This is a genomic window from Paenibacillus sp. SEL1 (assembly GCF_054602535.1).
Genome location: NZ_CM137723.1, coordinates 1,888,180 through 1,911,973, shown reverse-complemented (window position 1 = coordinate 1,911,973; position 23,794 = coordinate 1,888,180). Strand labels below are relative to the sequence as shown.

At 44.9% G+C, this 23,794-nt stretch carries 22 protein-coding genes; 9 read left to right on the top strand and 13 right to left on the bottom strand.

All coding sequences use genetic code 11. The features are described 5' to 3' along the window. Positions 1–26: 26 nt before the first annotated feature. Genes ACYCSE_RS08795 through ACYCSE_RS08785 form a run of 3 tightly spaced genes read right to left on the bottom strand, consistent with a single transcriptional unit; the run spans position 27 to position 3,663 of the window. Positions 27–1,373 (bottom strand): GntP family permease, encoded by a 1,347-nt coding sequence (locus ACYCSE_RS08795; protein ID WP_023991059.1) that lies wholly within the window; start codon positions 1,371–1,373, stop codon positions 27–29. Between the two features lie 27 nt (positions 1,374–1,400). Then, entirely contained in the window at positions 1,401–2,939 is a 1,539-nt protein-coding gene (gene gntK / locus ACYCSE_RS08790; RefSeq protein ID WP_459702051.1) for a gluconokinase, read from the bottom strand. Next, positions 2,932–3,663 carry a GntR family transcriptional regulator gene (locus ACYCSE_RS08785; protein ID WP_053326458.1) on the bottom strand — a complete coding sequence of 244 codons (732 nt, stop codon included), beginning with the start codon at positions 3,661–3,663 and terminating at the stop codon, positions 2,932–2,934. The genes gntK and ACYCSE_RS08785 overlap by 8 nt, the downstream gene beginning before the upstream one ends. Positions 3,664–3,916: 253 nt before the next feature. Between ACYCSE_RS08785 and ACYCSE_RS08780 the strand changes: the two genes are divergently transcribed. Both ACYCSE_RS08780 and ACYCSE_RS08775 read left to right on the top strand, forming a co-directional pair. Continuing rightward, the gene (locus ACYCSE_RS08780; RefSeq protein ID WP_028540931.1) at positions 3,917–5,212 is read left to right on the top strand and encodes a GntP family permease; all 1,296 of its coding nucleotides are present in this window, start codon (positions 3,917–3,919) and stop codon (positions 5,210–5,212) included. A 21-nt stretch (positions 5,213–5,233) separates the two neighbouring features. Next, positions 5,234–6,379, top strand: coding sequence for a glycerate kinase family protein (locus tag ACYCSE_RS08775; RefSeq protein ID WP_459702050.1), 1,146 nt, complete (start codon positions 5,234–5,236; stop codon positions 6,377–6,379). A 172-nt stretch (positions 6,380–6,551) separates the two neighbouring features. On the opposite strand, the gene ACYCSE_RS08770 is transcribed toward ACYCSE_RS08775, so the two are convergent. Both ACYCSE_RS08770 and ACYCSE_RS08765 read right to left on the bottom strand, forming a co-directional pair. Further along, positions 6,552–7,592: a CdaR family transcriptional regulator gene (locus tag ACYCSE_RS08770; protein ID WP_459702049.1), complete on the bottom strand. Its 1,041-nt coding sequence runs from the start codon at positions 7,590–7,592 to the stop codon at positions 6,552–6,554. Between the two features lie 293 nt (positions 7,593–7,885). After that, the gene (locus ACYCSE_RS08765; protein ID WP_459702048.1) at positions 7,886–8,914 is read right to left on the bottom strand and encodes an RDD family protein; all 1,029 of its coding nucleotides are present in this window, start codon (positions 8,912–8,914) and stop codon (positions 7,886–7,888) included. Between the two features lie 179 nt (positions 8,915–9,093). Here ACYCSE_RS08765 and ACYCSE_RS08760 point away from each other — a divergent pair, with 179 nt between their 5' ends. Then, a complete protein-coding gene (locus ACYCSE_RS08760) occupies positions 9,094–9,651 on the top strand; it encodes a GNAT family N-acetyltransferase (protein WP_459702495.1) in 558 nt (185 codons plus the stop codon). A 48-nt stretch (positions 9,652–9,699) separates the two neighbouring features. Here ACYCSE_RS08760 and ACYCSE_RS08755 read toward each other — a convergent pair whose 3' ends face one another. From ACYCSE_RS08755 to ACYCSE_RS08745, 3 genes are all read right to left on the bottom strand, one after another. Beyond that, positions 9,700–10,575 carry a GNAT family N-acetyltransferase gene (locus ACYCSE_RS08755; RefSeq protein WP_459702047.1) on the bottom strand — a complete coding sequence of 292 codons (876 nt, stop codon included), beginning with the start codon at positions 10,573–10,575 and terminating at the stop codon, positions 9,700–9,702. An 89-nt stretch (positions 10,576–10,664) separates the two neighbouring features. Next, positions 10,665–11,102: a MerR family transcriptional regulator gene (locus tag ACYCSE_RS08750; protein ID WP_254349820.1), complete on the bottom strand. Its 438-nt coding sequence runs from the start codon at positions 11,100–11,102 to the stop codon at positions 10,665–10,667. 23 nt (positions 11,103–11,125) lie between these two features. After that, complete coding sequence (locus tag ACYCSE_RS08745; RefSeq protein ID WP_459702046.1) at positions 11,126–11,854, bottom strand: SDR family oxidoreductase; 729 nt, start codon at positions 11,852–11,854, stop codon at positions 11,126–11,128. Between the two features lie 150 nt (positions 11,855–12,004). Here ACYCSE_RS08745 and ACYCSE_RS08740 point away from each other — a divergent pair, with 150 nt between their 5' ends. Both ACYCSE_RS08740 and ACYCSE_RS08735 read left to right on the top strand, forming a co-directional pair. Then, positions 12,005–13,957, top strand: coding sequence for a BglG family transcription antiterminator (locus ACYCSE_RS08740; protein ID WP_452567794.1), 1,953 nt, complete (start codon positions 12,005–12,007; stop codon positions 13,955–13,957). A 359-nt stretch (positions 13,958–14,316) separates the two neighbouring features. Next, positions 14,317–16,296: a fructose-specific PTS transporter subunit EIIC gene (locus ACYCSE_RS08735; protein ID WP_459702045.1), complete on the top strand. Its 1,980-nt coding sequence runs from the start codon at positions 14,317–14,319 to the stop codon at positions 16,294–16,296. Positions 16,297–16,379: 83 nt separating this feature from the next. On the opposite strand, the gene ACYCSE_RS08730 is transcribed toward ACYCSE_RS08735, so the two are convergent. Together ACYCSE_RS08730 and ACYCSE_RS08725 are read right to left on the bottom strand one after the other, a co-directional pair. Next, positions 16,380–16,721 (bottom strand): DUF3243 family protein, encoded by a 342-nt coding sequence (locus ACYCSE_RS08730; RefSeq protein ID WP_459702044.1) that lies wholly within the window; start codon positions 16,719–16,721, stop codon positions 16,380–16,382. 160 nt (positions 16,722–16,881) lie between these two features. Then, positions 16,882–17,796 carry a phosphatidate cytidylyltransferase gene (locus tag ACYCSE_RS08725; protein WP_459702043.1) on the bottom strand — a complete coding sequence of 305 codons (915 nt, stop codon included), beginning with the start codon at positions 17,794–17,796 and terminating at the stop codon, positions 16,882–16,884. Positions 17,797–17,891: 95 nt separating this feature from the next. Between ACYCSE_RS08725 and ACYCSE_RS08720 the strand changes: the two genes are divergently transcribed. Continuing rightward, the gene (locus ACYCSE_RS08720) at positions 17,892–18,434 is read left to right on the top strand and encodes a hypothetical protein (protein ID WP_023991046.1); all 543 of its coding nucleotides are present in this window, start codon (positions 17,892–17,894) and stop codon (positions 18,432–18,434) included. An 18-nt stretch (positions 18,435–18,452) separates the two neighbouring features. Here the strand turns inward: ACYCSE_RS08720 and ACYCSE_RS08715 are convergent, their stop codons facing one another. Then, positions 18,453–19,343, bottom strand: a complete 891-nt coding sequence (locus tag ACYCSE_RS08715; protein WP_459702042.1) for a diacylglycerol/lipid kinase family protein — start codon at positions 19,341–19,343, stop codon at positions 18,453–18,455. 139 nt (positions 19,344–19,482) lie between these two features. Between ACYCSE_RS08715 and ACYCSE_RS08710 the strand changes: the two genes are divergently transcribed. Continuing rightward, on the top strand, positions 19,483–20,349 hold the full coding sequence (locus tag ACYCSE_RS08710) for an SDR family oxidoreductase (protein WP_459702040.1): 867 nt from the start codon (positions 19,483–19,485) through the stop codon (positions 20,347–20,349). Positions 20,350–20,642: 293 nt separating this feature from the next. Beyond that, positions 20,643–20,981 (top strand): zinc ribbon domain-containing protein YjdM, encoded by a 339-nt coding sequence (locus ACYCSE_RS08705; protein WP_013312677.1) that lies wholly within the window; start codon positions 20,643–20,645, stop codon positions 20,979–20,981. 41 nt (positions 20,982–21,022) lie between these two features. On the opposite strand, the gene ACYCSE_RS08700 is transcribed toward ACYCSE_RS08705, so the two are convergent. Continuing rightward, complete coding sequence (locus tag ACYCSE_RS08700; RefSeq protein WP_068939217.1) at positions 21,023–21,778, bottom strand: AIM24 family protein; 756 nt, start codon at positions 21,776–21,778, stop codon at positions 21,023–21,025. A gap of 250 nt (positions 21,779–22,028) precedes the next feature. Here ACYCSE_RS08700 and ACYCSE_RS08695 point away from each other — a divergent pair, with 250 nt between their 5' ends. Next, positions 22,029–23,081 (top strand): LLM class flavin-dependent oxidoreductase, encoded by a 1,053-nt coding sequence (locus tag ACYCSE_RS08695; protein ID WP_459702039.1) that lies wholly within the window; start codon positions 22,029–22,031, stop codon positions 23,079–23,081. A 117-nt stretch (positions 23,082–23,198) separates the two neighbouring features. On the opposite strand, the gene ACYCSE_RS08690 is transcribed toward ACYCSE_RS08695, so the two are convergent. Continuing rightward, positions 23,199–23,714, bottom strand: coding sequence for a DUF1036 domain-containing protein (locus tag ACYCSE_RS08690; RefSeq protein WP_250262151.1), 516 nt, complete (start codon positions 23,712–23,714; stop codon positions 23,199–23,201). Between the last annotated feature and the right edge of the window lie 80 nt (positions 23,715–23,794).

Sequence of the window (23,794 nt, the reverse complement as noted above, 5' to 3'; positions counted from 1 at the left end):
GGGATCTACCGCCCGGGAATCATGATTTATACGAATAAACTTAGTACTAAAATAAATCCTAATCCAGCTACAGAAATGATGGTCTCAAGTAATGTCCATGTTGCAAATGTTTCTTTCATGCTTAAACCAAAATATTCTTTAAACATCCAGAAACCAGCATCGTTAACATGTGAAGCTATTAAACTACCCGCTCCCGTTGCAAGCACAACTAAAGCAAGATTAACGTCGGATTGTCCTAACATCGGAATAACTAAACCAGCGGTTGTTAAAGCTGCAACAGTTGCAGAACCTAAGGAGATTCGTAATATTGCAGCGATAATCCAGGCAAGTAAGATGGGTGATAATGTAGTTCCATTGAATAATTCAGCTACATAGTCACCTACGCCGCCATTAATCAGTACTTGTTTGAAGGCTCCGCCACCCCCAATGATTAAGAGCATCATCCCAATATGAGTAATAGCCGTTGTACAAGATGCCATTACATTTTTGATTGGAATTTTTCGTGCTATTCCCATGGTGTAGACAGCTACCAGTAAGGAAATTAACATGGAAGTTGATGCATCACCAATAAAACGGATCGCTGCTAGTAAACTGCTATCTTCAAATCCCATTGTTTTTTGAAGCAAAGTAATAACCGTAGCAATAGACATTAAAATAACAGGAAGCATTGCAGTAAATACACTGATACCAAATCCCGGAGTTTCCTCGGATTTAAATACTTTTTGTTCACCTAAAGAGGCGATATTACCGGTTTTCGTAAATGATGCAGGTACGAGTTTTTTGGCAAGCTTAGTAAATACAGGTCCAGCTAAAATAACGGTTGGAATGGCAATAATGAAACCGTAAAGTAAAACCTCACCAAGGTTCGCGCCATATTCACCAGCAATAACTGTTGGTCCTGGATGTGGAGGTAAGAAACCATGTGTTACGGATAAAGCTGCAACCATCGGAATCCCGAGATATAAAATAGAAACCTTTAATTCTTTTGAGATGGCAAATATGATTGGAATTAACAATACTAATCCTACTTCAAAAAATAACGCCACACCGATAATGAATGAAGCAGCTACGACTGCCCATTGGATATTTTTTTCACCAAATTTGTCTACGAGGGTCATGGCAATTCGTTGAGCACCACCAGAATCAGCGATCAACTTACCTAACATCGCTCCAAGTCCAAAGATTAACGCTAAGTGACCAAGGGTTCCGCCTAATCCGGCTTCGATGGTTTTGACAATTTCCTCTAATGGCATTCCAAGTGCTAAAGCGACGCCGAACGATACAATGATTAATGAAATAAAGGTATTCAATTTGAAGCCCATTATTAAAACTAATAATGCTAAAATTCCAATCGCTACGATAACTAATGGCATTGTAATTACCCCCTGCTTTTTATCTTTTTAGTGTTTAATTAAGCTTCTTTGATAATTGGAAATCCGTGTATAATCATCTTCTAATACTCTGGATAGGTTAATGAAAATCGGCAGTAATTTCCTATATTCCTTGGTCGCTTCTTCTTTTGGTGTATGTTTGTTGGTACTGCCAATCATTTCAGAAACGACTTCAAAGGACTGGATTTGTCCGGTGGCATACAAGCCTAAAATACAAGCTCCTAGACAAGAACTTTCGTAGCTTTCTGGAACGACGACTTCAGATGAGAATATGTCAGACATCATTTGCCGCCAAACATCTGATCTTGCGAAGCCTCCAGTAGCTTGAATTCGGGTCACAGGACCGTCCATACATTCGGTTAATGCTAAAAATACGGTGTACAAATTGTAAATGACTCCTTCTAGGGCTGCGCGAATCATATGTTCTTTCTTATGTGACATCGTTAAACCGAAGAATGAGCCACGTACGTCTGGGTTCCATAATGGCGCACGTTCACCAGCCAGGTATGGATGGAATAACAATCCGTCAGATCCTGGTCTTACACGTTCAGCAATCTTGGTTAGTACATCATATGGATCAATTCCTAGTCTTTTCGCTGTTTCTACTTCTGATGAGGCAAGTTCGTCACGGATCCAGCGAAGGACCATCCCGCCATTGTTCACCGGCCCCCCAATAACCCAGTGCTTTTCTGTTAAGGCATAACAGAATATTCTTCCCTTTTCGTCTGTTTGAGGCTTGTCTATAATGGTTCGAATAGCTCCGCTTGTCCCGATTGTAACGGCAACTTCACCTTTTCGTATCGCATTTACACCTAGATTAGAAAGGACTCCATCGCTAGCTCCAATGACAAACGATGTTTGTGGATCGATCCCCATCTTTTTTGCTAAATCTGAATCACAGTTGGTAAATATCCTGGTTGTTGGCACGAGCTCAGATAATTGAGAAGGGGTTATACCAGCAATTTTTAATGCTTCTTCATCCCAATCTAATTTTTCTAGATTCATCATGCCCATGGCAGAAGCTAGGGAATAATCCACTACATATTGATCAAAGAACTTTTTAAAAATATATTCTTTAATTCCGATATACTTTTTAACCTTGACAGCGGTTTCAGGAAGGTCATTCACAATCCAGGCTATTTTCGTTAAGGGTGACATGGGGTGAATAGGTGTTCCTGTTCGTTTATAGACTTCATGGCCATTCAGCTCATCTTTTATTTTATGTGCCCATGCTTCACTTCGATTATCTGCCCAAGTGATACAAGACGTCAGTGGGCGGTCATTTTCATCCATGGCAATGACACTATGCATGGCACTGCTAAATGAAACAAACGATAGCTTTTTTTGTGAGTGATGTTTCATGATATTCGAAGTGGCTTGCAGGACAGCCTGAAAAATCTCTTCTGGGTTTTGTTCAGCTGTCGCTATATCCGGTGTATAAAGCGGGTATCCAATATTCTCTTGTTGGATGACTTCGCCTTTTTCGCTAAATAGAACGGCTTTCGTACTTGTGGTTCCGATATCTATACCCAACATATAGTTAGTCATTTTGTTGCACGACTCCTTTAGATAGCATTTGTTGTGACATCCATAGGTCTTCTACTTTACCTTGAACATCATCAAAGTTTTCATGTAAAGACTTGATCATGAGGTCTCTATCTTTTACTTTGATTGCTTCAATATAAAGTTCGTGATTGTTTATAATCCTTGTAAAATCTTCATACTTTTCAGTGAAACGCATACGCATCGACAAAAGAATGAGACTTTCCATAACAGGCTTTAAATTATTCCAAATCATCAGAATATGTGAATGGTTGACTGCACGAATAATCGTTTCATGGAACAAGACATCTTGATACGAAAACTCATCAGCATCACTATATTTGACGGCGACTTTCATCATTTCGAGTATTTTACTAAGTTCCTTCGCCAAATCATTAGTGTCCATCTTTACAAGACGTTCAAATACGAAGGATTCTATGAGCAGACGGACATCATAAATTTCTTCTATTTCTTTTTCTGATAGGCCAATAACAACGGCTCCCATTCTTTCTAATCGAATGATATTTTCGGATGCCAGTATTTTTAACGCTTCACGAATGGGTGAGCGACTTACAGTGAAATCAGCAGCTAGTTTATTTTCAGATAATATGGTACCGCTTTCAATTCCGCCAGAAATAATGCGCATTCTAAGCTCGGATGTTACGCGATCACCAGCTGAGGCTTTTAAAAGCCATTTGGAGGGATATAGGAATTCTGATTCGACCATCATTTCACCTTCTCAATTAATCAAGTATACTTGTATACAGGTATTATAATCTGAAATTTTAAATTTGCAAGCGTATTCATTGAATTTGTTTTGTGACACTCCGACACATAGAATGAAATTTTCATATCAAGACATAGATCCTGTTCGGATTTTTTGTTCAAATGCACAATCAATTTCGTCTGTTCTTCAATATTTTTAACGTGCGGCAATCGATATAATGAAAGCGTAATCAAAAATTGCCCGGGGGGTTAGACAGATGGAAGGATTGACGATCAGTTGGATAGGAGCTCTGGCAGGGCTGGCTATTGCAATTATTCTGATATTAAGAAAGCTGAATCCGGTTTACGCTTTATTTTTGGGAGCTATTGTAGGCGCTTTATTGGGCGGAGCCAATTTGGAACAGACGATCAGCGTGTTAATAAGCGGTACGCAAAGTGTGATGGGGACGGTCATTCGTGTGCTTGCCGCAGGTGTATTGGCAGGCGTAATGATGGAATCTGGGGCGGCGGAGACGATTGCGCAGGCTATTGTAAAGAAGTTCGGCGGCAGTAAAGCGATACTCGCACTAGCCTTGGCGACGATGATTATTACGGCGGTAGGTGTATTTATTCCCGTTGCCGTGTTGATTGTGGCACCTATTGCATTGTCGGTCGGTAACAAAATGGGGATTTCCAAGCTGGCGCTCCTGTTGGCTTTGTCTGGAGGCGGAAAAGCGGGGAACATCATCTCTCCCAATCCTAATACGATTGCAGCGGCGCGCGGATTTAATCTGGATTTAAGCCACGTGATGTTGGCGGGTGTGGTTCCTGCGATATGCGGTTTAATCATGACTGTTTTGGTGGCATCTATGTTGAAAACCAAAGGTGTGAAGGTGTCTGACCAGGATATCATGGACAGTGATGTCGATACATCGAAATACCCGGCGTTGGGACGGGCGATTGTAGCCCCGCTGGTAGCTGTTATTTTGCTGATGATTAACCCGATTGGTTCCATCTCTGGTATTGAAGCACTTTCGAATTTCAAGGTGGATGCGATGTACATTTTGCCGATCGCTGGGATTGTAGGTATGCTGGCCATGGGACAAGGGCGCAATATCCTGAAGTATTCGGCCTCCGGTTTGAATAAAATGACGGCGACCGTGCTGATTTTGATCGGTGCAGGCGGGATTGCGGGCCTGATCTCTGCCTCCAACTTGTCTGCTCAGGTGGTTGGTCTGATTGAAGCTTCAGGAGTTTCCGGTACATTTTTGGCACCGCTTGCAGGTATTCTGATGGCAGCTGCTACGGCGTCCACCTCGACGGGCGTTATTTTGGCGACAGGCTCGTTTGGGGAAGCCATTCTGAACATGGGAACGGCCCCGCTCGCTGCAGCTGTGATGGTGCATACAGGAGCTACAGTCATTGATTCCTTGCCGCAGGGCAACTATTTTCACGTCACGGCAGACAGCATGAAAATGAGCATTAAACAACGGATGGGATTGATTCCTTACGAAGCTATTGTGGGTGGAACGATGGCAATTGTAGCGACAATTATGTATGGATTTTTACTTTAATATTCACGATGGGGTGAGAAGATGAGAGAGAAAACATTTGTGCTGGCACCAGATTCTTTTAAAGAAAGCATGACGGCTAAAGAAGTGTGTATCGCGATGGAGAAAGGACTGCGCAAGGTCTATCCGGCGGCGAATTATGTCCACGTACCGATGGCGGACGGCGGTGAAGGAACGGTGCAGTCACTGGTGGATGCGACAGGCGGGCAGATTCGTTATATCGAGGTGACAGGACCGCTTGGAGAACCTGTAACTGCTGCATACGGCTTGCTGGGAGACGGCACCACGGCGGCAATCGAGATGGCATCTGCTAGTGGAATCCATCTGGTCAACAAGGATAACAAAAACCCGCTAAAGACAACAACCTACGGCACAGGGGAGTTAATCCGTGAATGTCTGAACCAGGGAATTCGAAAAATTATCATCGGCATTGGTGGAAGCGCGACGAATGATGGCGGTACAGGAATGGCGGAAGCGCTGGGCGCCAGATTTCTGGATGCAACAAGCAATACTCTTCCGCGCGGCGGCGGTAGTCTGGGCGAGCTGGCCAGTGTTGATATTTCATCACTGGATGACCGCTTGCAGCAGGTACAATTGATTGTAGCCTGTGATGTGACAAATCCGCTGTGCGGAGAGCATGGGGCATCTCAAGTATTCGGGCCACAAAAAGGGGCAACCCTGGAGATGGTGCAGCAATTGGATGCCAATCTTGCTCATTACGCCGATGTGGTGAAACAGCAGCTGGGCAAGGATGTGCGCGATCTCCCAGGCGCAGGCGCAGCAGGTGGATTGGGTGCGGGCTTATTGATTTTCACTCAGGCGACGCTGCAAAAAGGCATTGAAATTGTGATTGAATACACCGGTTTAAAACAAAAGCTCGCCACTGCCGATATCGTTTTGACGGGGGAAGGCGGTATTGATTTTCAGACCAAATTCGGTAAAACTCCTTATGGAGTAGCTCAGGCGGCAAAACAGTCTGGTAAAAAGGTCATTGCGGTCGCAGGTTATATTGGGGACGGGATCGACACGTTGTACAAGGAAGGGATCGATGCGGTGTTTGGCATCGTGCCGGGAGCCTCGGAGCTCGGTAAGCTGCTGGCCGAAGGGCCGCAAAACGTAGAGCGTACGTGCGAGAATATCGCAAGAGTACTTCAGTTCAGCGAGAACTGAACAGATGGAGAAGTGGGTTATAAACATAAAACGGCATCATACAAATACGATATAATACGAGCGCTCGCCTGTAATCCCGAACTTAGCCAAAGCTGGATTGACTGAGAAATTTGGGAGACGGCGAGCGAAAATATGGTGTTACTGGTGCATGGTCTGGCGTGAATACAGCAGTTCATTGATACAGTGCCAATAAGCCATGCGTAAGCTCAAAAAGCTGAAGGAGGTTCCGGGGATCTTTACCGGTTAAGGTATGGATGCGCTTCAGGCGGTATTGCAGCGTATTTCGGTGAATATTTAATTCATCTGCGGTAAAGGAGACACTGCCGTTATGGTTAATAAAGCTTCGCAGCGTATCCAGCAAATCCACAGTATCTTCCAGCTTGCTAACCAGATAGATCGTGTTCGTCAGGTTCGTTTGACTCAATTTGACCAGAAACTCGACTTCCGCAAAAGAAATTTTTTGCACAGGCGGGCGCAAAGCCAGTAAAACATTCATAGCTGACTTGGCTTGCATATAAACATCCGCAATGTTGTGCTCCTGTCTGCTGACCGTAATCAGCACATCGGGATGGCTACGCACAAGTGGCTCTAGCAGTTTGTCTGTCGGCTCCTGATTTTGTATCAGAATGAGATAGCAGTCTTCCTCCATACGAAAGGACGGATGCTGCATGAATATATTGGACAACTCGGCTAAATGAGCTGGATCAGCAGGCAGATACTTTACATATACAGCCGAAGTTTTTAGAAGTAAATCAATGTGATATTGAGCTGCTTCTTTTTTTGTTTTTTGTGTGTAGGCTCCCTGATGATTTAACAACATTTCCAGCACAGATTTTTTGCGATTGGCTTCATGGGCCAGATGCTCCAATGAGATCCGCTGTTCAATCAGGAGAGACACCGTAGTTTTAACAATATTGCAAAAAGGACGCACTTCATCGGGATTGCCTGAAATACCAATGACACCAACTAACTCATGATGAATGACAATCGGTTCATTGGTTCCCTTTTTCTCATAGTGGCCGTCCTGCCACACTTCAACCATTTTCCCAGTTTCGAGCGCCTGAACAGCTCCTTGGTGAATGGTTCCGATTCGTTCACTCTCGCCGCTGCCAATGATGATGCCTCGTTCATTCATAATATTGATATTGTATGGAATATCCTTCATCATTTTGTCTACGATGTCTTGGGCTTGTTTTTCGGAGAGCTGAAACAAATCCGGATTCCTCCTTTATCTATAGTGATATAGCGTATTTTAATGTACCACCTTAGTGAAAGGGTTTTCAATTCATTGTGCATCTGAACAATATGATAAGGCGGATTACCGAACATGTCAGTCAATTTTATCATAGATGTGAAATTGCAGCGTATTATGATAATCCATTAGACGATGTTATATATTTTTGTATTGAGTGTAATCTAAGGAAGAGTATAGTTGTACGCAAAAAAACAGGGCTCATAGGAGCACCTGCTTTTTGTGTCTATCCTTTTTATTGCCAGCCACGCTGTCTAATGACGAACCTCGCGGAAGCTATAGGTTATGTCGTGTAGTTCTTTCTTTAAACGGGCATCTTTAGACGCTGGTGCATATCCAAGCACCTGGTAGTAATACCTTTCGGTCTCAATAATCGCTACATGGGTAACATATTTGTCCACATCTTTCTTGCCTTTAATCACGAACTCAAGGGCAGGATATCCATAAATGGTTGTGTTAGAGACAGGTCCTACACTGGACAGGTTGCACTCTTTGGTTAAGTTATTTTCAGCTTTCTTACCATACTGTTGGAGAGTTATATTGCCCAATTGCTTTTTTGAGTGGGATAGTACCACAACGGATTTTTGGATGTACGGATTGAATATTGCAATCTCTGCCTTTCCTTCACGGTCCGGGTCTGTTGACCAGTCCAGCGGGGCCGTGATTTGAAATCGTCCATCTTTACTTACATAGCTTTGCTCTTTCTTGCTCACCAGAACTTCAGGAGGTACGTAACTGTCTGCAAGTATAAAAATAGCATTTACAAACGAGGCTCCCAAGATCACCATTGCGGTAAAAAATATAAAGAGCGAACGTTTCATTGTCTTTTTGCTAATCGGCTCTAAATCCCGTACCTTTACAACATATGTACCTGCAGCTAAATCTCCAATTCGTTGTCTTGATGCAGTTACTAACACACTGATACCAGCAGGTATCCCACCCATTAGCAACGGATTGGTGTCGATTAGCCTGAGCAGCGTACGAATGAGTGATTTAAGAAAACCAGGAGGCTTTCCTTCCCCGTTAACCACCTGAATACGAAAAACGAACTTACCCAGCGTATAGCCTGTGTAACCTTCCAAAAGCAAATAATAGCTGAAGAAAGCAATAAGCAGAATACAACGGGTTGCAATCGCTAAAGGCAAAAACCATCTGTCCGTTATTTGAATGACAGAAATAAAAAAACAAATATACCCGATTACAAAAAATATGCAATCAAAAACTGTTGCTCCCCACCGTCTAAACAGAGTAGAATTCCCGTATGTTTTTGATAACGCCGCCATCCTATTTGGATCTACCCCATAATTTTGACCATGCCGAATGTACGTCTGTCTTGAAGTTTCCTGCGGATTGTGTGATATGTTTGGAAGAAGAAAGTAACGATAAGCGATTATTGAACTCAGGAGGCATGGGTATGCAAGAAGAACTGGCAAAAGCGAATAAGGCAGCAAGAGGTGAGAATGTGAAAGGTGAGTTTCCGGTTATAACGACTGAACGTCTCATATTACGAAAAATGGTAGCGACGGACAGCAAGGACATGTTGGAATACTTTTCAGATGAGCAGGTTATGAAGTTTTATGGACTTATCCCGTTTGAGTCTGAACAGGATGCGCTGGATGAGATTAGTTGGTATGATCAGATTTTTGAGACAGATCAGGGAATCCGCTGGGCTATTCAAACAAATGAAGGTAAAATCATCGGTTCTTGCGGATTTCATAACTGGGATCAACGTCATCACCGGGCAGAAATGGGCTATGAATTGTCCAGAGTCTATTGGGGCCAAGGGCTAATGTCGGAGGTACTTGCAGCTGTAATCGACTATGGGTTTAACACCCTCTCATTGAACCGCATTCAGGCGCTAGTAGAGCCAGAGAATGCACAATCCTTGCGGTTGCTTGAAAAAGCAGGCTTTCGGCAAGAAGGGCTCCTCTCCCAATATGAATTTACGTTAGGAAAATATGATGATCTTTATATGTGCGCATTGCTCAAATCAGTGTATATCAATCGTTCTCAGAAATGATAGATGTAGGTGAATCAAGCAGGGGAGCATGGATAGGAAGAAGGTTGATCATTGTACAACATGATCGACCTTCAGCGGCATACCCATTTCATATTGCTCAATGGGGTCTTTCAAGAGACCTATTTTTTGGATAAAGCCTTCAAGAGAGTCATTGTCAGACAGACAGATGTTCACCTTCTCAATCTTTTGGATCTCTGCTGCTCTATGAAGGAGGGCGCATCCTAATCCTTGGTTGCGATGCTTAGGATCGACCCAAAGAAAGTTGATTTTACCCTTAGCACTCATGCTCACCATGCCGAGGCACGTTTGATTTACTTCGTAGATGCCGAGAAAAGCTTCCTGTGTACTGGTGGCGTAATAAGGTGTGTCACTTTGCCAATGGATGTGGCAGTCGATAAGGGTCTTTCGAAAAGCTGCGATGTCATCAAATGTAACTTCCTTAAAAATATACGAAGATGAGAGGGCAGCGGGTGGCGCGGAGGGCAGAGTGCCGTTGTAGTATTTCAGCGTATAGCGTGGCTGATAGCCTTGCTTTTCATATAATTTGACGGCCCGATGATTATCCTTGATGACTTCGAGCCATAGCTGCTGGCAACCCGCGGAGATGGCTGTTTGTTTATGTAATTCCAGCAACTTGTTGCTAATCCCCTGACCGCGGTAAGCCGGAGCGATGCATAGCGTGCCGCAACGCATGGTCTTGTACCCGTCGAACTGCCGGACACCGCCGAGAATTAAGCCGATCGGTTGATCCTCATCCATGGCAAGGAAAGAGTGATTCCGTGTATTACCCTCTGGACCAAAAAAACGTGCTGCGAAATCGTCCTGATCCGTGGTCAGGCGAATGGAATAATCCGAGAACCCAAGCGAAAATGCTTGGAAAATGTGTTCCATGCTGACGTCGTTGCATCTCATATAGGTGATCATCGTTATTCCCCCTAGAAATTCATGCTATATTTGGATTATAGGGAATTAAGGGAGCTCCATCAATCTCCCGCTGGAAATAAAAAAACCCCTTAAAAAAGGGGATTGGTGCTGGGTGTTATAGGGTTGCAATTCGTATCGCTAAGATCAGGATTGGTAGAGAGGTCACGATAGTGATTGAGCTTATATTCAATAATTTTTTGAGTTTCCATCAGTCTGGAAATTTCTTGTTGAATCTTCTGATTATGTTTTTCAAGTAAGGAGTATCTGTCAGGAAGGGTAATGTTACCTTGCTCCGAAAGTTCTCGATAATGCTTCATTTCCTCTATAGTCATTCCAGTGGCTTTTAATCGGGTTAAAAAGATAATCCCCAGAATCTGATCTCTACTGTAGAACCTGTGTCCGTTAGCCTTTCGTTCTGCATAAGGCAGCAAGCCAATTCGCTCATAATAGCGTATGGTATCTTCTGTTAAACCTGTTAGTTCTGCGGCTTGGCTAATAGAGGTTATCGTCTCCGGAATTTCTTGCAAAGTATTCAGCTCCTTAGTAGCAGTTACCAAGGTACTTCTCCGTTGGCGTCGAAAAATCCTCCTGTCGGCCCTCCATCATTTAAAGTGGCTAAACGAACAACGACAGCAGCGGCTTGCTGTACCGAACCCGTTCCTGTAAAGCCATTTAAGTCAGTGGCGGTAAAACCAGGGTCAGCCGAATTGATTTTGAGAGGTGAGTCTTTGAATTCTTTGGCAAGGGTGACGGTGAACATATTAACCGCTGCTTTGCTGCTATTGTAGGCAACCAAATTAAATTGGGCATGCTCATGCTCAGGATCGCTATTATAGGTTAACGAACCAAGACCACTCGACAAGTTAACGATTCTACCGCATGGAGATTCTTGCAATAAAGGTAGCATGGCTTGCGTCACCGCGACCAAACCGAAAAAGTTTGTTTCATACGTTTCTCTTAAATCGTCCAAAGAGAACTGACTTGGAGGAGTGGCTCCTCCTAAAGATATGCCGGCATTGTTGATGAGTACATCAAGGGAACCGAATTCTTGTTTGATCTGTTGGACTGCGGAATCAATCGTACTTTGATTCGTCACGTCTAACAAAATCAATCGGGCTTCTACTCCCTCATTAGCCAACTTAGCCACCGCTTCCCGGCCGCTCTGCTCATTCCGTGAGCCAATCAGGATTGTAAGACCCATCCCCCCCAATTGTCTGGCTGTTTCATACCCGATGCCTTTGTTGGCCCCAGTAATAAGAGCTGTTTTTCCAATGATCATGAGCGATTCCTCTTTTCATTATTCTTGAATTTGGCGGCCACCATGCTTTAAATGTACTACTTGGAGTATACTTAAAGTCAACACAAAACCAGCAAAAATATAGCTCGAAATGCCCTGGACATTCTTTATTTTGGAAGATGGGAGAATGGAATGAATAAAAGGCAAATGGAAATTTTACGCCTGTTGTTAACTGAACCGGACCGGTTGTGGTTAGCGCAGGATCTGGCGGATCTGACCGACTGCTCTGAAAAGACGATCCGCAACGATCTGAAAGTAATTGAAGATTATATCGTCAAGCATTCTGATGCCAATCTGGTGAGAAGGCCGGGACGCGGCATTTATCTGGAGATGGGTGAAGCGGATCATAATGAATTGTTCCATCGACTGTATGCGGACGAGAGTACAGCCCAACATGAGTCGGATGAGGAAAGGGTGCTGCATGTCGCCTATCGGCTCTTGATGAATGCCAAGCCTGTGACCATCCAGGATCTAGCTTCACAGTATTATGTGAACAAGACTGTGATTCGTAGAGATATGGAGAAGATCGATGGCTGGCTGCACAGCTTTGATCTGGCCTTGATTACCAAGCAGCGCGTTGGATTGACCATTCAAGGCTCTGAGAAAAATAAGCGTATCGCTTTGGCGCGGATGAACCAGCTGATTGACAGTCCTGAGTTAACAGGACAGATGATGCGCAAACAGTTTGAATCGCACGAGATTACAACCATAAATCATGAATTAAAAGCATTTCAAAAACGCCATGAGCTCAGCTTTACTGACGAAGCTTTCGAAGCTCTAATGCTGCATATCCTCTTAATGGTTAAACGAACCAAGATGGGACAACCCATTTCGCTCTCCAAGCAGGACATTGCCTTTTTGCAGGAGAGACGCGAATTTACATGGGCTACGTCTTTTTTGCAGCAGTTGCAAAAGTTGTTTGCTGTGCCTTTTTCCAAGGAAGAGACGGCGTATTTAACTCTGCACCTGCTTAGCGGGAAGTTCCGTTACCAGCAGGAGGGAAAAACAGGAAAACAAGGTGAGCTGGCAGATAGCCACCCGCTTTTGCCTGAGTTGATTGAGCAGTTAGTCCGGCGGATGTCCGAGCTGAATATGATTGCCTTTTCCAAGGATAAGATGTTGCTGAAAGGGTTGAATGTCCATTTATATACGACCCTGAACCGTCTTCAATATGGATTGACCGTGTCCAATCCTATGCTGGCCGAGATCAAGAAGATGTACCCCTACATGTTCGACCGAGTTATTATTACACTGGAAGAGGTGGGGAAATGGACCCGGCTATCATTCCCCGAGGAGGAAGCGGCGTATTTAACGCTGCATTTTCAGGCTTCTGTGGAGCGATTGCACCAGAAAGAGAGTCATCCCCAGAGAGCCATCATCGTGTGTCACATGGGCATCGGTATGTCCCAACTGCTACGCACCAAGGTGGAACGTAAATTTCCGGCTGTACATGTGGAGACAACCCTTTCCAAAGCAGAAGTCCAGGACTATCTGGCAGCCCAGGAGGTGGATCTCGTCATTACCACTGTAGATCTCCCAGAGATGAACATTCCGCACATTCTCGTCTCTCCCTTGCTGGATGCCAAGGACGAACGTCGACTGGAGCAAGTGATCCGACGACTGGATGAGCCGGAACATAGGGCAGCAGAAGAATCGGTATTTTTTAAATATACAACACCTTTTTTGGTCTTTCCCCAGCAGGAAGTGCAGCATCCGGAACAATTGATCTCCAAGCTGGCGCAAATACTGGAGGACAAAGGATATGTGGAGCCTGGTTATGTGGACAGCGTACTGGCGCGAGAAAAAATGTCGGCCACGACGATTGGGGGAGGCATAGCCATCCCGCATGGCGGTTCTGAGTGGATAAGGCAGTCCTCCATTGTAATCGCTACCTTGAAGCAGCCGCTTACCTGGGGAACCGAGAAAGTAGAGCTTGTGTTCTTGCTTGCGGTCAAACAGGATGGGCGGGGAGAAATGCGCCAGTTATTTAAGGAATTGTCCCTGATCAGTGAGCAGCCTGCTTTGGTTCATGCCTTATCTAAGGAGACCGATGCGATGAGATTATTAGGGAGAATGAAGGGATAAACTAAAATCAAAAGCTGTGCTCTGGAACAGGACTTATAGATAAGTCCTCAGAGTGTCGAGAAAGTCCAGAGGACTTTTCGACACTTCTATTTTTATATGGGGAGACGCATCTTTTAAAACAAAAATCGATTTAAAACGATCTGAGGACCCTAGTTTTTAGACCACTAAGACAGTTTTAAACCCCCTGCAAAAAAACAGGGGGTTTCTCGACAATCTGAGGACTTATAGATAAGTCCTGTTTTTTTGTTGGTATAATTCCGTTTTTCCGAAAGTTCCGGTAAAAAGTTCGTCCGATAACAGCAAGATAGGCCTTTATACTATGAATGTAAGCGGAAACAACAGAGAGAAGGGGAATGACTATGAAGATATTAGCGATTACCTCATGTCCTAACGGAATTGCACATACGTATATGGCAGCTGAGAATCTGCAAAAGGCAGCAGCAAAGCTGGGCGTCGAGATGAAGGTCGAGACACAAGGCTCCATTGGAGTCGAAAATCAACTGACCGAGCAGGAGATCCGTGAGGCAGATGGCATTATTATTGCAGCGGATAAAACGGTGGTCAAAGACCGCTTCGTCGGTAAGAAACTACTGGTCGTTGGCGTACAGGATGGCATTCGCCGTCCAGAAGAATTGATCCAGCGGGTGATGAAGGGTAATGTACCTGTGTACCAAGCAGAGTCACGTTCTGCCGAAGGTAGTTCACAGGAGAACAAACCGAAACAAAATCCCATCTACCGCCACTTGATGAACGGTGTATCCTATATGGTACCCTTCATCGTCATTGGGGGATTGCTCATTGCCATTGCGTTGACGATTGGCGGTGAGAAGACACCAGGCGGTCTGGTTATACCGGACGGTTCATTCTGGAAGACGGTTCAGGATATCGGTTCGGCTTCGTTTACCTTTATGATACCGATCCTCGCCGGATTTATCGCGATGAGTATTGCAGATAGACCGGGGCTTGCACCGGGTATGATTGGCGGATTCATTGCTGCGAACGGCAGCTTTTATGGAAGTGAGGCGGGGGCTGGATTTATCGGCGGCATTATCGCCGGTTTCCTGGCCGGTTATGTTGCACTTGGGATTCGGAAAATCAAGGTTGGCCGAGCATTACAGCCGATCATGCCTATAATTATTATCCCTGTATTGGCATCGTTAATTGTTGGATTAATCTTTGTCTTTGTGATTGGTGCTCCAGTCGCACAATTGTTTGAGGCTTTAACGGGTTGGCTTGCAGGTATGCAAGGTACAAGCTCAATTCTACTGGCATTGATTCTAGGTGCGATGATCTCCTTTGATATGGGCGGCCCTGTGAACAAAGTTGCTTTCTTATTCGGTTCGGCCATGATCGGCGAAGGGAATTATGAAATTATGGGGCCAATCGCCGTTGCGATTTGTATTCCGCCGATTGGGATGGGACTTGCAGCCATGATCAACAAACGTAAATTTGCACCTGCGGAACGCGAGGCTGGGAAGGCAACATTCACAATGGGGTTGTTCGGTATTACCGAAGGTGCAATTCCATTCGCGGCGCAAGATCCACTACGTGTTATTCCTAGTATCATGGTAGGATCCATGGTCGGTTCAGTCATTGCGATGTTGGGGAATGTAGGTGACAAGGTAGCTCACGGTGGACCGATTGTAGCTGTACTTGGTGCAGTGGACCATGTGCTCATGTTCTTCATCGCCGTTATTGTCGGCGTAGCTGTATCGGTTGTCCTGGTGAGCTTGCTGAAAAAAGATATTGCAGCAACTGTAACTCCTGATGTTGCTGGGGAAGCTGGACAATCTGCGATTACTACAACGGCCGCTACGGAGTCATCTGCTTCAACAACTGTTACAAATAATGGGCCAGCCGTTTCTCCACAAGCCATTCACATTGAGAAACTGACGGATATTGTAACGATGGATCTGATTAATTTGGATCTGGAAGGAACGACACGAGATGCTGTGGTTGATGAAATGATCGGAGTACTTGAGAGAACTGGAGCCGTAAGTTCTGCCAGTGATTTCAAACAGGCGATATTAGCCAGAGAGGAAGAAGGCTCCACAGGCATTGGAATGAATATTGCCATTCCTCATGGCAAATCGGAAGCTGTCCTGAAGCCAAGCGTGGTCTTCGGCATCAAGCAGGGCGGGGTTGACTGGAATAGTGCAGACGGAAGTGAAGCAAAACTGATCTTCATGATTGCCGTACCGCGCAACAGCAAGGAAAATGCGCATCTGAAAGTACTGCAAATGTTATCGCGTAAGCTGATGGATGATCATTTCAGAGAAGCGCTCCTGGCGGTTAAAACGAAGGAAGAAGCATATCAATTGCTGGATCAGGTGCATTAATTCCAAGCGATAAGAACTTGAATTAAAGAAGAGAGGCTCCCGAAGTTTCAGCCGGGAGCCTCTCTTTCCTAAAGCATGTATTCTTACGAGGATTGTGCCATGCGTACTAGCATATGGGCAAGCGCATGCTGCTGCTCTTTGTCCCCCGCTTTCCACAGCTCCTGGAGGAGCTTCTCCTCGCTGTTTCGAGGTTCTTCTTTGGCTGCCAGATATCCAGCTATCTTCTCAGCTGCTTTTGCGATCAATTCTTCATTCAGACCAATATTTTGAGCCATTTCAATCTTGTCGCTCAAATAACTTTTGAATGAATCAAAGTTGCTCAGAATGTCATCCTTTTTGCTGTCGTCTATCCGATTTAATGCGTCATCTACTTTGTTCAATGCCACTTCGCCTTCCTTATTTACAACATGATTGTGCTCTGCCATTTCTAATGCCTCCTCAAGATTGTTTTTAAGGGATAAGGACTTTTCCGATATAGTGTACTTACCCCGACTAACTAAAGTGAAAACGTGAGAAGCAAGCAGAGTATCGTGGAGTGATGAAGGAAAACAGAGTAGAGAGATTCCAAGAAAAATACAGTTGATCCTACATAAAGTCAAAAAAATAACGAATTACGTGGAAAAAGACGGGCGAGGTGTAGGTCAAGCTATCCACCCGGCTTAAGTAGCTTTTTTTCAAAGCATCGAACTTATCATCATCGCCGATTAATAAATCCCGCTTCAGCACGGAAACCGTTAAGCTGCCGAAGAAACCGCTCAAGCTGATCAGCATGCCGAAAATAATTCCAAATTTCAGGTCAAACGGCGTCAGGTAGGGATAGATGAGATAGGAGGCCGCTATAGTTACGGGAAAAGCGAATGCAAACCCTTCCCAAGTTATATTGGGATTGGATGTCGGGACGATTTTCCGTTTTCCGAAATAGAGTGATGCTAGATAGTGTACGACATCATTGAGTTGCGTCAGTAACACTAGAAAAAGTACAAGTTTCGCTCCGTATTGCGGCGTAGCAAACTGAAAATAGGCCAGATGACTCAACCCGAAAACCATCAGCATGAGTCCCCATTGGGTCGAGCTGACACTGCGCAAAAAACCAACCGTTCCTTTGTTGATCAATCGCGGGAGCGGTAGCAGCAAGAATACATAGATAGGGATAAAGACAATAAACATTCCGTACCACCCGATATAAATCCAATAAAATTGTACGGGAATCGCCAAGTACGCCCATAGAAACAATCTGCGATCAGCTTTTCTGGATCTAATCATGGAAAAGTATTCTTTTAGCGCAAAAAAGGTGAGTGCCATCAAGGAAAGCAGTGAAACGATCGGATTGAAAAGAGTTGCCAAGCAAAAGATAAAGAACATACCCCACCATGTCTTGATGCGAAGCCCAATAGCTGCATAGTCTTTGTCTGGCTGTGTTTTGACTACTACTATGTAAATCAGATGGATGACCAATAAGGCTGTAAAAATAAGGATTAACGTTAATAGCGAACTATCCATTACCACTCACCAACTTATCGCGAAATAGGGTTCCATTAGGGTTCCTATGTTATTATGAAGGAATAATTCAAACTTGATAAGGGGAAATTTCGTAAATGGTAGCAGATCAATCCGTCTTTATCTTGCTTACGAATACGGGAACGTTTCTTACGAGAGTCATTAAAAGCTATACGAGAGCGCCATACAATCACGCCTCCATTTCCTTCAACCGGGAACTTTCGGAGTTATACAGCTTCGGAAGAAAGACCCCGAATAACCCTCTGGATGGTGGTTTCGTGAAAGAGGATATTAAGACAGGTACATACAGCAGATTTCCGAATACAACATGCGTTATCTACGAGCTTCAAGTAACCGACCGTGAAGTCGAAAAAATGAAGCGAGTTTTACATGTATTTATCCGAAGTCGTCAAAAATATATGTATAACTTACTGGGTTTGATCGGTATTGCACTCAAAGAACCAGTCGAGTTCAGCAATTCCTATTTTTGTTCCCAATTCGTCGCGGAAATTTTACAGCGATCCGGCATAAAAATATGGAACAAACTGCCCGCTCTTGTTACGCCAGATGATTTTCGTCAAAGTGATCGATTCCATTTGATCTACGAGGGGAAATTGAGCGAGTATGATCCTCAAGCTTGAGGACCAGCACCGCATTACTTAAACCTCTTCCGGCACAATTACCTCAATATGACGCGGTAAAATACCAAGCTCGATAGGCAAAGACGGCCCTTCCTCACCATCTACATTCGTACTGACCGGTTCTGTGGAGCTGACACTTACATGCTTTGCGGTAAAGTAAACGATATCACTATGATCCTTCAGGTTGCCTAAAAATAAGGATATGCTGGCCGTCACGGTGTTCAATATATTGAGGTTTTTGAAAATAAAGCAGTGAAGTAGACCATCATCAACAGCCGCATCGGGTGCCAGTTTCTCGAATCCGCCAACTGAATTGGTTAACGTAGCCAAAAAGAGTGGAGATTTCCCTTCCCAGGTCTTGTCATCATAGCGGACGATAAGTGAGTGGGCAGGATGGCTGATAAGCTCTTTCATGCCTTCTTTGAAGTAGGCAAACGTGCCAAACATGGATTTATCGTCTGATGATACAGCTGATAGCGATTCAGCAAGCGAACCTGTGGCAACCACATTGGCAAACATTCGGCCGTTTAAGAGGCCCATATCTACGTTTTTCACGCGGGTAGAAGTCAGTGTACGGATTGCCAGCTCAGGACTTAGCGGAATGTGTAAGGCACGGGCAAAATCATTGACTGTCCCAAGGGGGATGACACCCAGCCTTGGACGGTGGTCTTGATCAATGAATCCGTTAATGGTTTCGTGAAGTGTGCCATCCCCACCGATGGAAACGACTAGGTCACAAGCTTCCTCACACGCATTAACGCAAAAACGGGTGGCGTCCAGTTCCTTTGCCGTCTCTTTAACCGTAACAACGTATCCTTGATCACGTAGAATTTCTTCTACGCTGCTGACATGTTGGAGGGATTCCTCTTTGCCGGAAGAGGGATTTACAATGATCATAGCTTTCTTCATATACAGGTTCCTTTCTCTGGGGAAAGTTTGGGTTACCCACTCTTACCCGAAAAGCAGACCTTTAGACTCTAGATTAGACATGTGTTATATTTTTAGTTACTATATAAAAGTAAACAAAAATCTGAATGGAGGATTTCATATGAAAATCGCATTAACAGGAGCAACGGGGCAACTGGGTTCCATCGTGGCAGATACGTTGCTTACATTTGTCTCCGCAAACGATCTTATTGTTAGCGTAAGAAATCCAGAAAAAGCAGAGAACTTAAGGTCTCGTGGTGTTGACGTTCGTCATGGCGACTTTGATAAACCGGAGACGCTGGATCAGGCGTTTGCTGGAGTAGACCGATTGCTGATTATATCCGCAGACGGGGATAATGATACTAGAATCCGTCAGCATAAAGCGGCTGTTGATGCTGCTGTACGTGCTGGAGTAGGCTTCATCGCCTATACTAGCGCTGCCAATGCCGCTGACAGCACTCTATTCCTTGCCCCCGTACATCGCATCACGGAGGAGTTCATTCGCGAGTCAGGTATTCCTTACTCCTTCCTGCGTAATAATTGGTATCTGGAGAATGAGGCAGGCACGATCCAATCCGTACTCGCGGGGGCTCCTTGGCTAACCTCGGCAGGGTCCGGTAAAGTAGGTTGGGCTACCCGCGCAGATTATGCGCAAGCAGCTGCAACCGTTTTGTCTGGCGAAGGGCATGAGAATACAATATACGAGCTCTCCGGTAAGCCGATTACCCAAGAAGAGTTTGCAGCGATACTGGCTGAGGTTCTGGGCAAAGACGTTCCTGTACAGCAGGTGGATGATGCTACGTATGCCGAGGTTATGCTCGGTGCGGGAGTCCCGGAAGGTGCAATCCCTATTGTGGTCGGTATTCAACAAGCGATTCGTGAAGGAGCTCTGGATGTCGTAAGCAACGATTTCGAGAAGTTGTTGAAACGCCCCCTTACGCCGCTTAGCCAAGGAATGAGTGAACTGATCAAGCAAACCCAAGCATAATAAACGTACCGTAGAGTACAATTTCAACATATGATACTGCTTATGTCTAAAACGGATGCTGCCTAGAGAGGTCAGCATCCGTTTTAGTTACATGTTCACCCTCTGGGTATTTTCAGAGGCAGGGCGCTTACGTATCGGTACAAAACTCAGATTAATTTCATCCATGAGTGGAATCGTGACTGTTTATCCAATATACTTGTAGGGAACTCCAAGGGAGACTTGGAGCAGGCTTGGTCTATCCAGGAAGCTTAGCATAGCAGTAGAATTTGAAAATGAATGGAGTACATAATACCATGTCTAATTTACCAAATTGTCCTGAATGTAATTCAGAGTACACTTATGAGGATCGCAGTCTTTTCATTTGCCCGGAATGCGCTCATGAGTGGTCTACCGAGTCAGAAGCAAGCAGTGAAGACGTAAAGGTCGTCAAAGATGCGAATGGTAACATCCTGCAGGATGGTGACTCTGTAACGGTCATTAAAGACCTTAAAGTGAAGGGAAGCTCATCCGTCTTGAAAATCGGGACCAAAGTAAAAAACATCCGTCTGGTGGATGGCGATCATGATATTGACTGCAAAATTGATGGTTTTGGAGCAATGAAGCTAAAATCGGAGTTTGTAAAAAAGAATTAAAATGTAAGAAAGGAGAAGCCGGGGCTTCTCCTTTCTTATGTTTATAATGGTGCTAACCATACGGTTCCTGTTCCCCTGTACACATTTACCAGCCCTTCGCCGGAAGCAGCAGAACCCATTTTGGTTTTCCCGGATTTTTCGACGGTGAACTGTAAGGTATTGGACCACATGAGGGCAAAGTTACCATCCACCTTCAGCACATCATTTTGCAATTCTATAACGACCGCTTCCTCGGAAGGGATCGGAGCTTGAAGTGCCAGCACTCCTTTCCCGCGGGCGCTTAAATTAAATAACCCTTCTCCGCCCAGTGCAGCAGAGGAAAGATTACTACGTGCAACGACGGATATGTCTAGCGTCGTGTCACAAGCCAAAAACAAGCCGTCTTCGATGGCAATATCATCATTGTCCACATCAATAAGCCAAATATATTGGTAGGTAGGCTCCAGCATGATGGTACCCGTGCCTTTATAGTGTGGTTTAATGGCACCTGTCCCGGTTACAGCACCGGACACCAAGTTTCGCATTAAGCCTCCAACGCCTTTTACACCGGTAGTCATTTCCATGCTACCCACAGTATATTGCATGGCTCCCGCCTTCATCATAATCTCGCTATTGTTGATTTCGATCATGAGTTGTTTGCGGCGCATATTACTTTTGCTCATATAGTAATTGTTTTTCGCAGCCTCCACCGAGGTGGAACTCAAATCTGTTATGTATTCCAGTACCGTAAATCCGCCTAATTGGTCAGTGATGGCAACATTGCTGTTATCCTTTAAATTGTTAATGACAAAAGCCATAAATGTATGTGCCTCCTTGTTGTATTCATGTTGTGGGATGGGAATCTTCTTTATTCCATACCATATTCGACAAAGAGACTTCTTTTCCTGCGGCGAATCTAGACACTTCCCTTGACTGGTTTTCAGACTCAGAAAAAGAGAGCTTGAAAAAGATGTGAAAAAGGTTCAATATAAAGATATCGGTTTTTAAAATGATTGGCTTTGAAAGCAGCCGTATGAGAATAGGGCATGAAAATAGGGGGTAGAACAAGTGGAGATAGGGATAAGCACGTTTGTAGAAACAACGCCGGATCCCCAAACGGGTGAGGTCATCAGTCATGCACAACGAATACGTGAAGTTGTCGAGGAGATTGTGCTTGCAGATCAGGTAGGGCTGGATGTGTACGGCCTGGGGGAGCATCATCGTAAAGATTATGCAGCATCTGCTCCGGCTGTTATCCTCGCTGCTGCTGCTGCGCAGACCCAACGAATTCGGTTAACCAGTGCAGTTACGGTGCTTTCATCGGATGATCCCGTACGTGTGTTTCAGGATTTTGCTACACTGGACGGCATTTCGAATGGACGAGCTGAGATTATGGCAGGCCGGGGTTCTTTTATCGAATCGTTCCCGTTATTTGGGTATGATTTGGATAACTACGATGAATTATTCGATGAAAAGCTGGAGCTGTTATTGAAAATACGGGAATCCGAGAAAGTTACCTGGAAAGGCGGACATCGGCCGGCAATCAACAATTTGGGCGTGTATCCGCGTCCAGTTCAAAATCCGTTGCCCGTATGGATTGGGAGTGGGGGTAATCAGGAATCTGTGGTTCGTGCAGGCTTGCTCGGATTGCCGTTAGTCCTGGCGATTATTGGGGGTAGTCCTGTACAGTTTGCCCCGTTGGTGGAACTGTATAAAAAAGCCGCTAGGCATGCCGGTCATGATGCATCGCTGCTTCCGGTTGCATCACACTCACATGGTTTTATCGCAGAGACGACTGAGCTGGCAGCGGATAAGTTCTTCCCTTCTACTCAGCAGAGCATGAATGTGCTTGGGCGTGAACGGGGGTGGGGTCCTTACACTCGCTCCAGCTTCGATGCCGCACGCAGCTTTGAAGGAGCGTTGTATGTAGGCGATTCCGACACGGTTGCCAAGAAAATCATCCATCTGCGTAAACAGGTAGGCATTACACGTTTTCTGCTCCACGTACCCGTCGGGACGATGCCGCATGATGATGTCATGAGAGCTATTGAGCTATTGGGAACAGAGGTAGCACCACGGGTGCGTGAAGAGATATCCAAGTGGGAATCCGAGAGTAAATAAGCGGATTACCTCATAGATAAAAGAGAAAGGAGCAGGCCATGGGGGTGAGGTCGCTCCTTTTAATAAAAAATATGACTGCTTTAGATCTCATGCAATTTTCGAATTAGGAATTCTACATCAATTCTTTCTCAGTCTTGTAGGTACTGCAACACGGTTGGATGACAGAGGTTTTCCCTGTTTCAATTTTTTAGCCGTTCTAGGTATTCTTACGACTAAGGATCCTTCTGTGCTTTGTTTGGAAGGCAAGGCTATGCGGATATTCCCGGATTGAGGTGCGCTTTGGCTAGCGCTGCTAACCAGGTTGATGGTGTAACTTGCGTAGATTGGACTGACAGGAATCCGCCGCATACCTAAATTCCTACAGGTCGTACATCCTACGTTCCAACACCAATGGAAGGCCTGGCTAGGGAGCTGGGTAAAATAAGAACCTGACCATGTGCGTCCAAAGCTACTTTCGGCATAGTAATAGAACGTATTGCCTCCGGCATATCCACTCCAAACTTCTCTTGTCTGCCCAGGATCTACACGATACCAGCCAATCTTGGCATAGTTGATAGGACTACAGTTGAAGTTCGGATAAGCGTAAGCAATATAGATAGCCGCATTAGTACTGTTGCGAAAATTGAGACCCATTGTCGTCACTTCTTTCCTCATATATTAATCCTACAGAATATTCTATGAGAGTTTTGAAGGAAGGGAACGGACAGGAGTCT

Coding starts and splice junctions, on each gene's coding strand:
- ACYCSE_RS08795 (WP_023991059.1), bottom strand. CDS start 1,373: ATGCCATTAGTTATCGTAGCGATTGGAATTTTAGCATTATTAGTTTTA.
- gntK (WP_459702051.1), bottom strand. CDS start 2,939: ATGACTAACTATATGTTGGGTATAGATATCGGAACCACAAGTACGAAA.
- ACYCSE_RS08785 (WP_053326458.1), bottom strand. CDS start 3,663: ATGATGGTCGAATCAGAATTCCTATATCCCTCCAAATGGCTTTTAAAA.
- ACYCSE_RS08780 (WP_028540931.1), top strand. CDS start 3,917: ATGGAAGGATTGACGATCAGTTGGATAGGAGCTCTGGCAGGGCTGGCT.
- ACYCSE_RS08775 (WP_459702050.1), top strand. CDS start 5,234: ATGAGAGAGAAAACATTTGTGCTGGCACCAGATTCTTTTAAAGAAAGC.
- ACYCSE_RS08765 (WP_459702048.1), bottom strand. CDS start 8,914: ATGGCGGCGTTATCAAAAACATACGGGAATTCTACTCTGTTTAGACGG.
- ACYCSE_RS08755 (WP_459702047.1), bottom strand. CDS start 10,575: ATGATCACCTATATGAGATGCAACGACGTCAGCATGGAACACATTTTC.
- ACYCSE_RS08745 (WP_459702046.1), bottom strand. CDS start 11,854: ATGATCATTGGAAAAACAGCTCTTATTACTGGGGCCAACAAAGGCATC.
- ACYCSE_RS08740 (WP_452567794.1), top strand. CDS start 12,005: ATGAATAAAAGGCAAATGGAAATTTTACGCCTGTTGTTAACTGAACCG.
- ACYCSE_RS08735 (WP_459702045.1), top strand. CDS start 14,317: ATGAAGATATTAGCGATTACCTCATGTCCTAACGGAATTGCACATACG.
- ACYCSE_RS08730 (WP_459702044.1), bottom strand. CDS start 16,721: ATGGCAGAGCACAATCATGTTGTAAATAAGGAAGGCGAAGTGGCATTG.
- ACYCSE_RS08725 (WP_459702043.1), bottom strand. CDS start 17,796: ATGGATAGTTCGCTATTAACGTTAATCCTTATTTTTACAGCCTTATTG.
- ACYCSE_RS08720 (WP_023991046.1), top strand. CDS start 17,892: ATGGTAGCAGATCAATCCGTCTTTATCTTGCTTACGAATACGGGAACG.
- ACYCSE_RS08715 (WP_459702042.1), bottom strand. CDS start 19,343: ATGAAGAAAGCTATGATCATTGTAAATCCCTCTTCCGGCAAAGAGGAA.
- ACYCSE_RS08710 (WP_459702040.1), top strand. CDS start 19,483: ATGAAAATCGCATTAACAGGAGCAACGGGGCAACTGGGTTCCATCGTG.
- ACYCSE_RS08705 (WP_013312677.1), top strand. CDS start 20,643: ATGTCTAATTTACCAAATTGTCCTGAATGTAATTCAGAGTACACTTAT.
- ACYCSE_RS08700 (WP_068939217.1), bottom strand. CDS start 21,778: ATGGCTTTTGTCATTAACAATTTAAAGGATAACAGCAATGTTGCCATC.
- ACYCSE_RS08690 (WP_250262151.1), bottom strand. CDS start 23,714: ATGGGTCTCAATTTTCGCAACAGTACTAATGCGGCTATCTATATTGCT.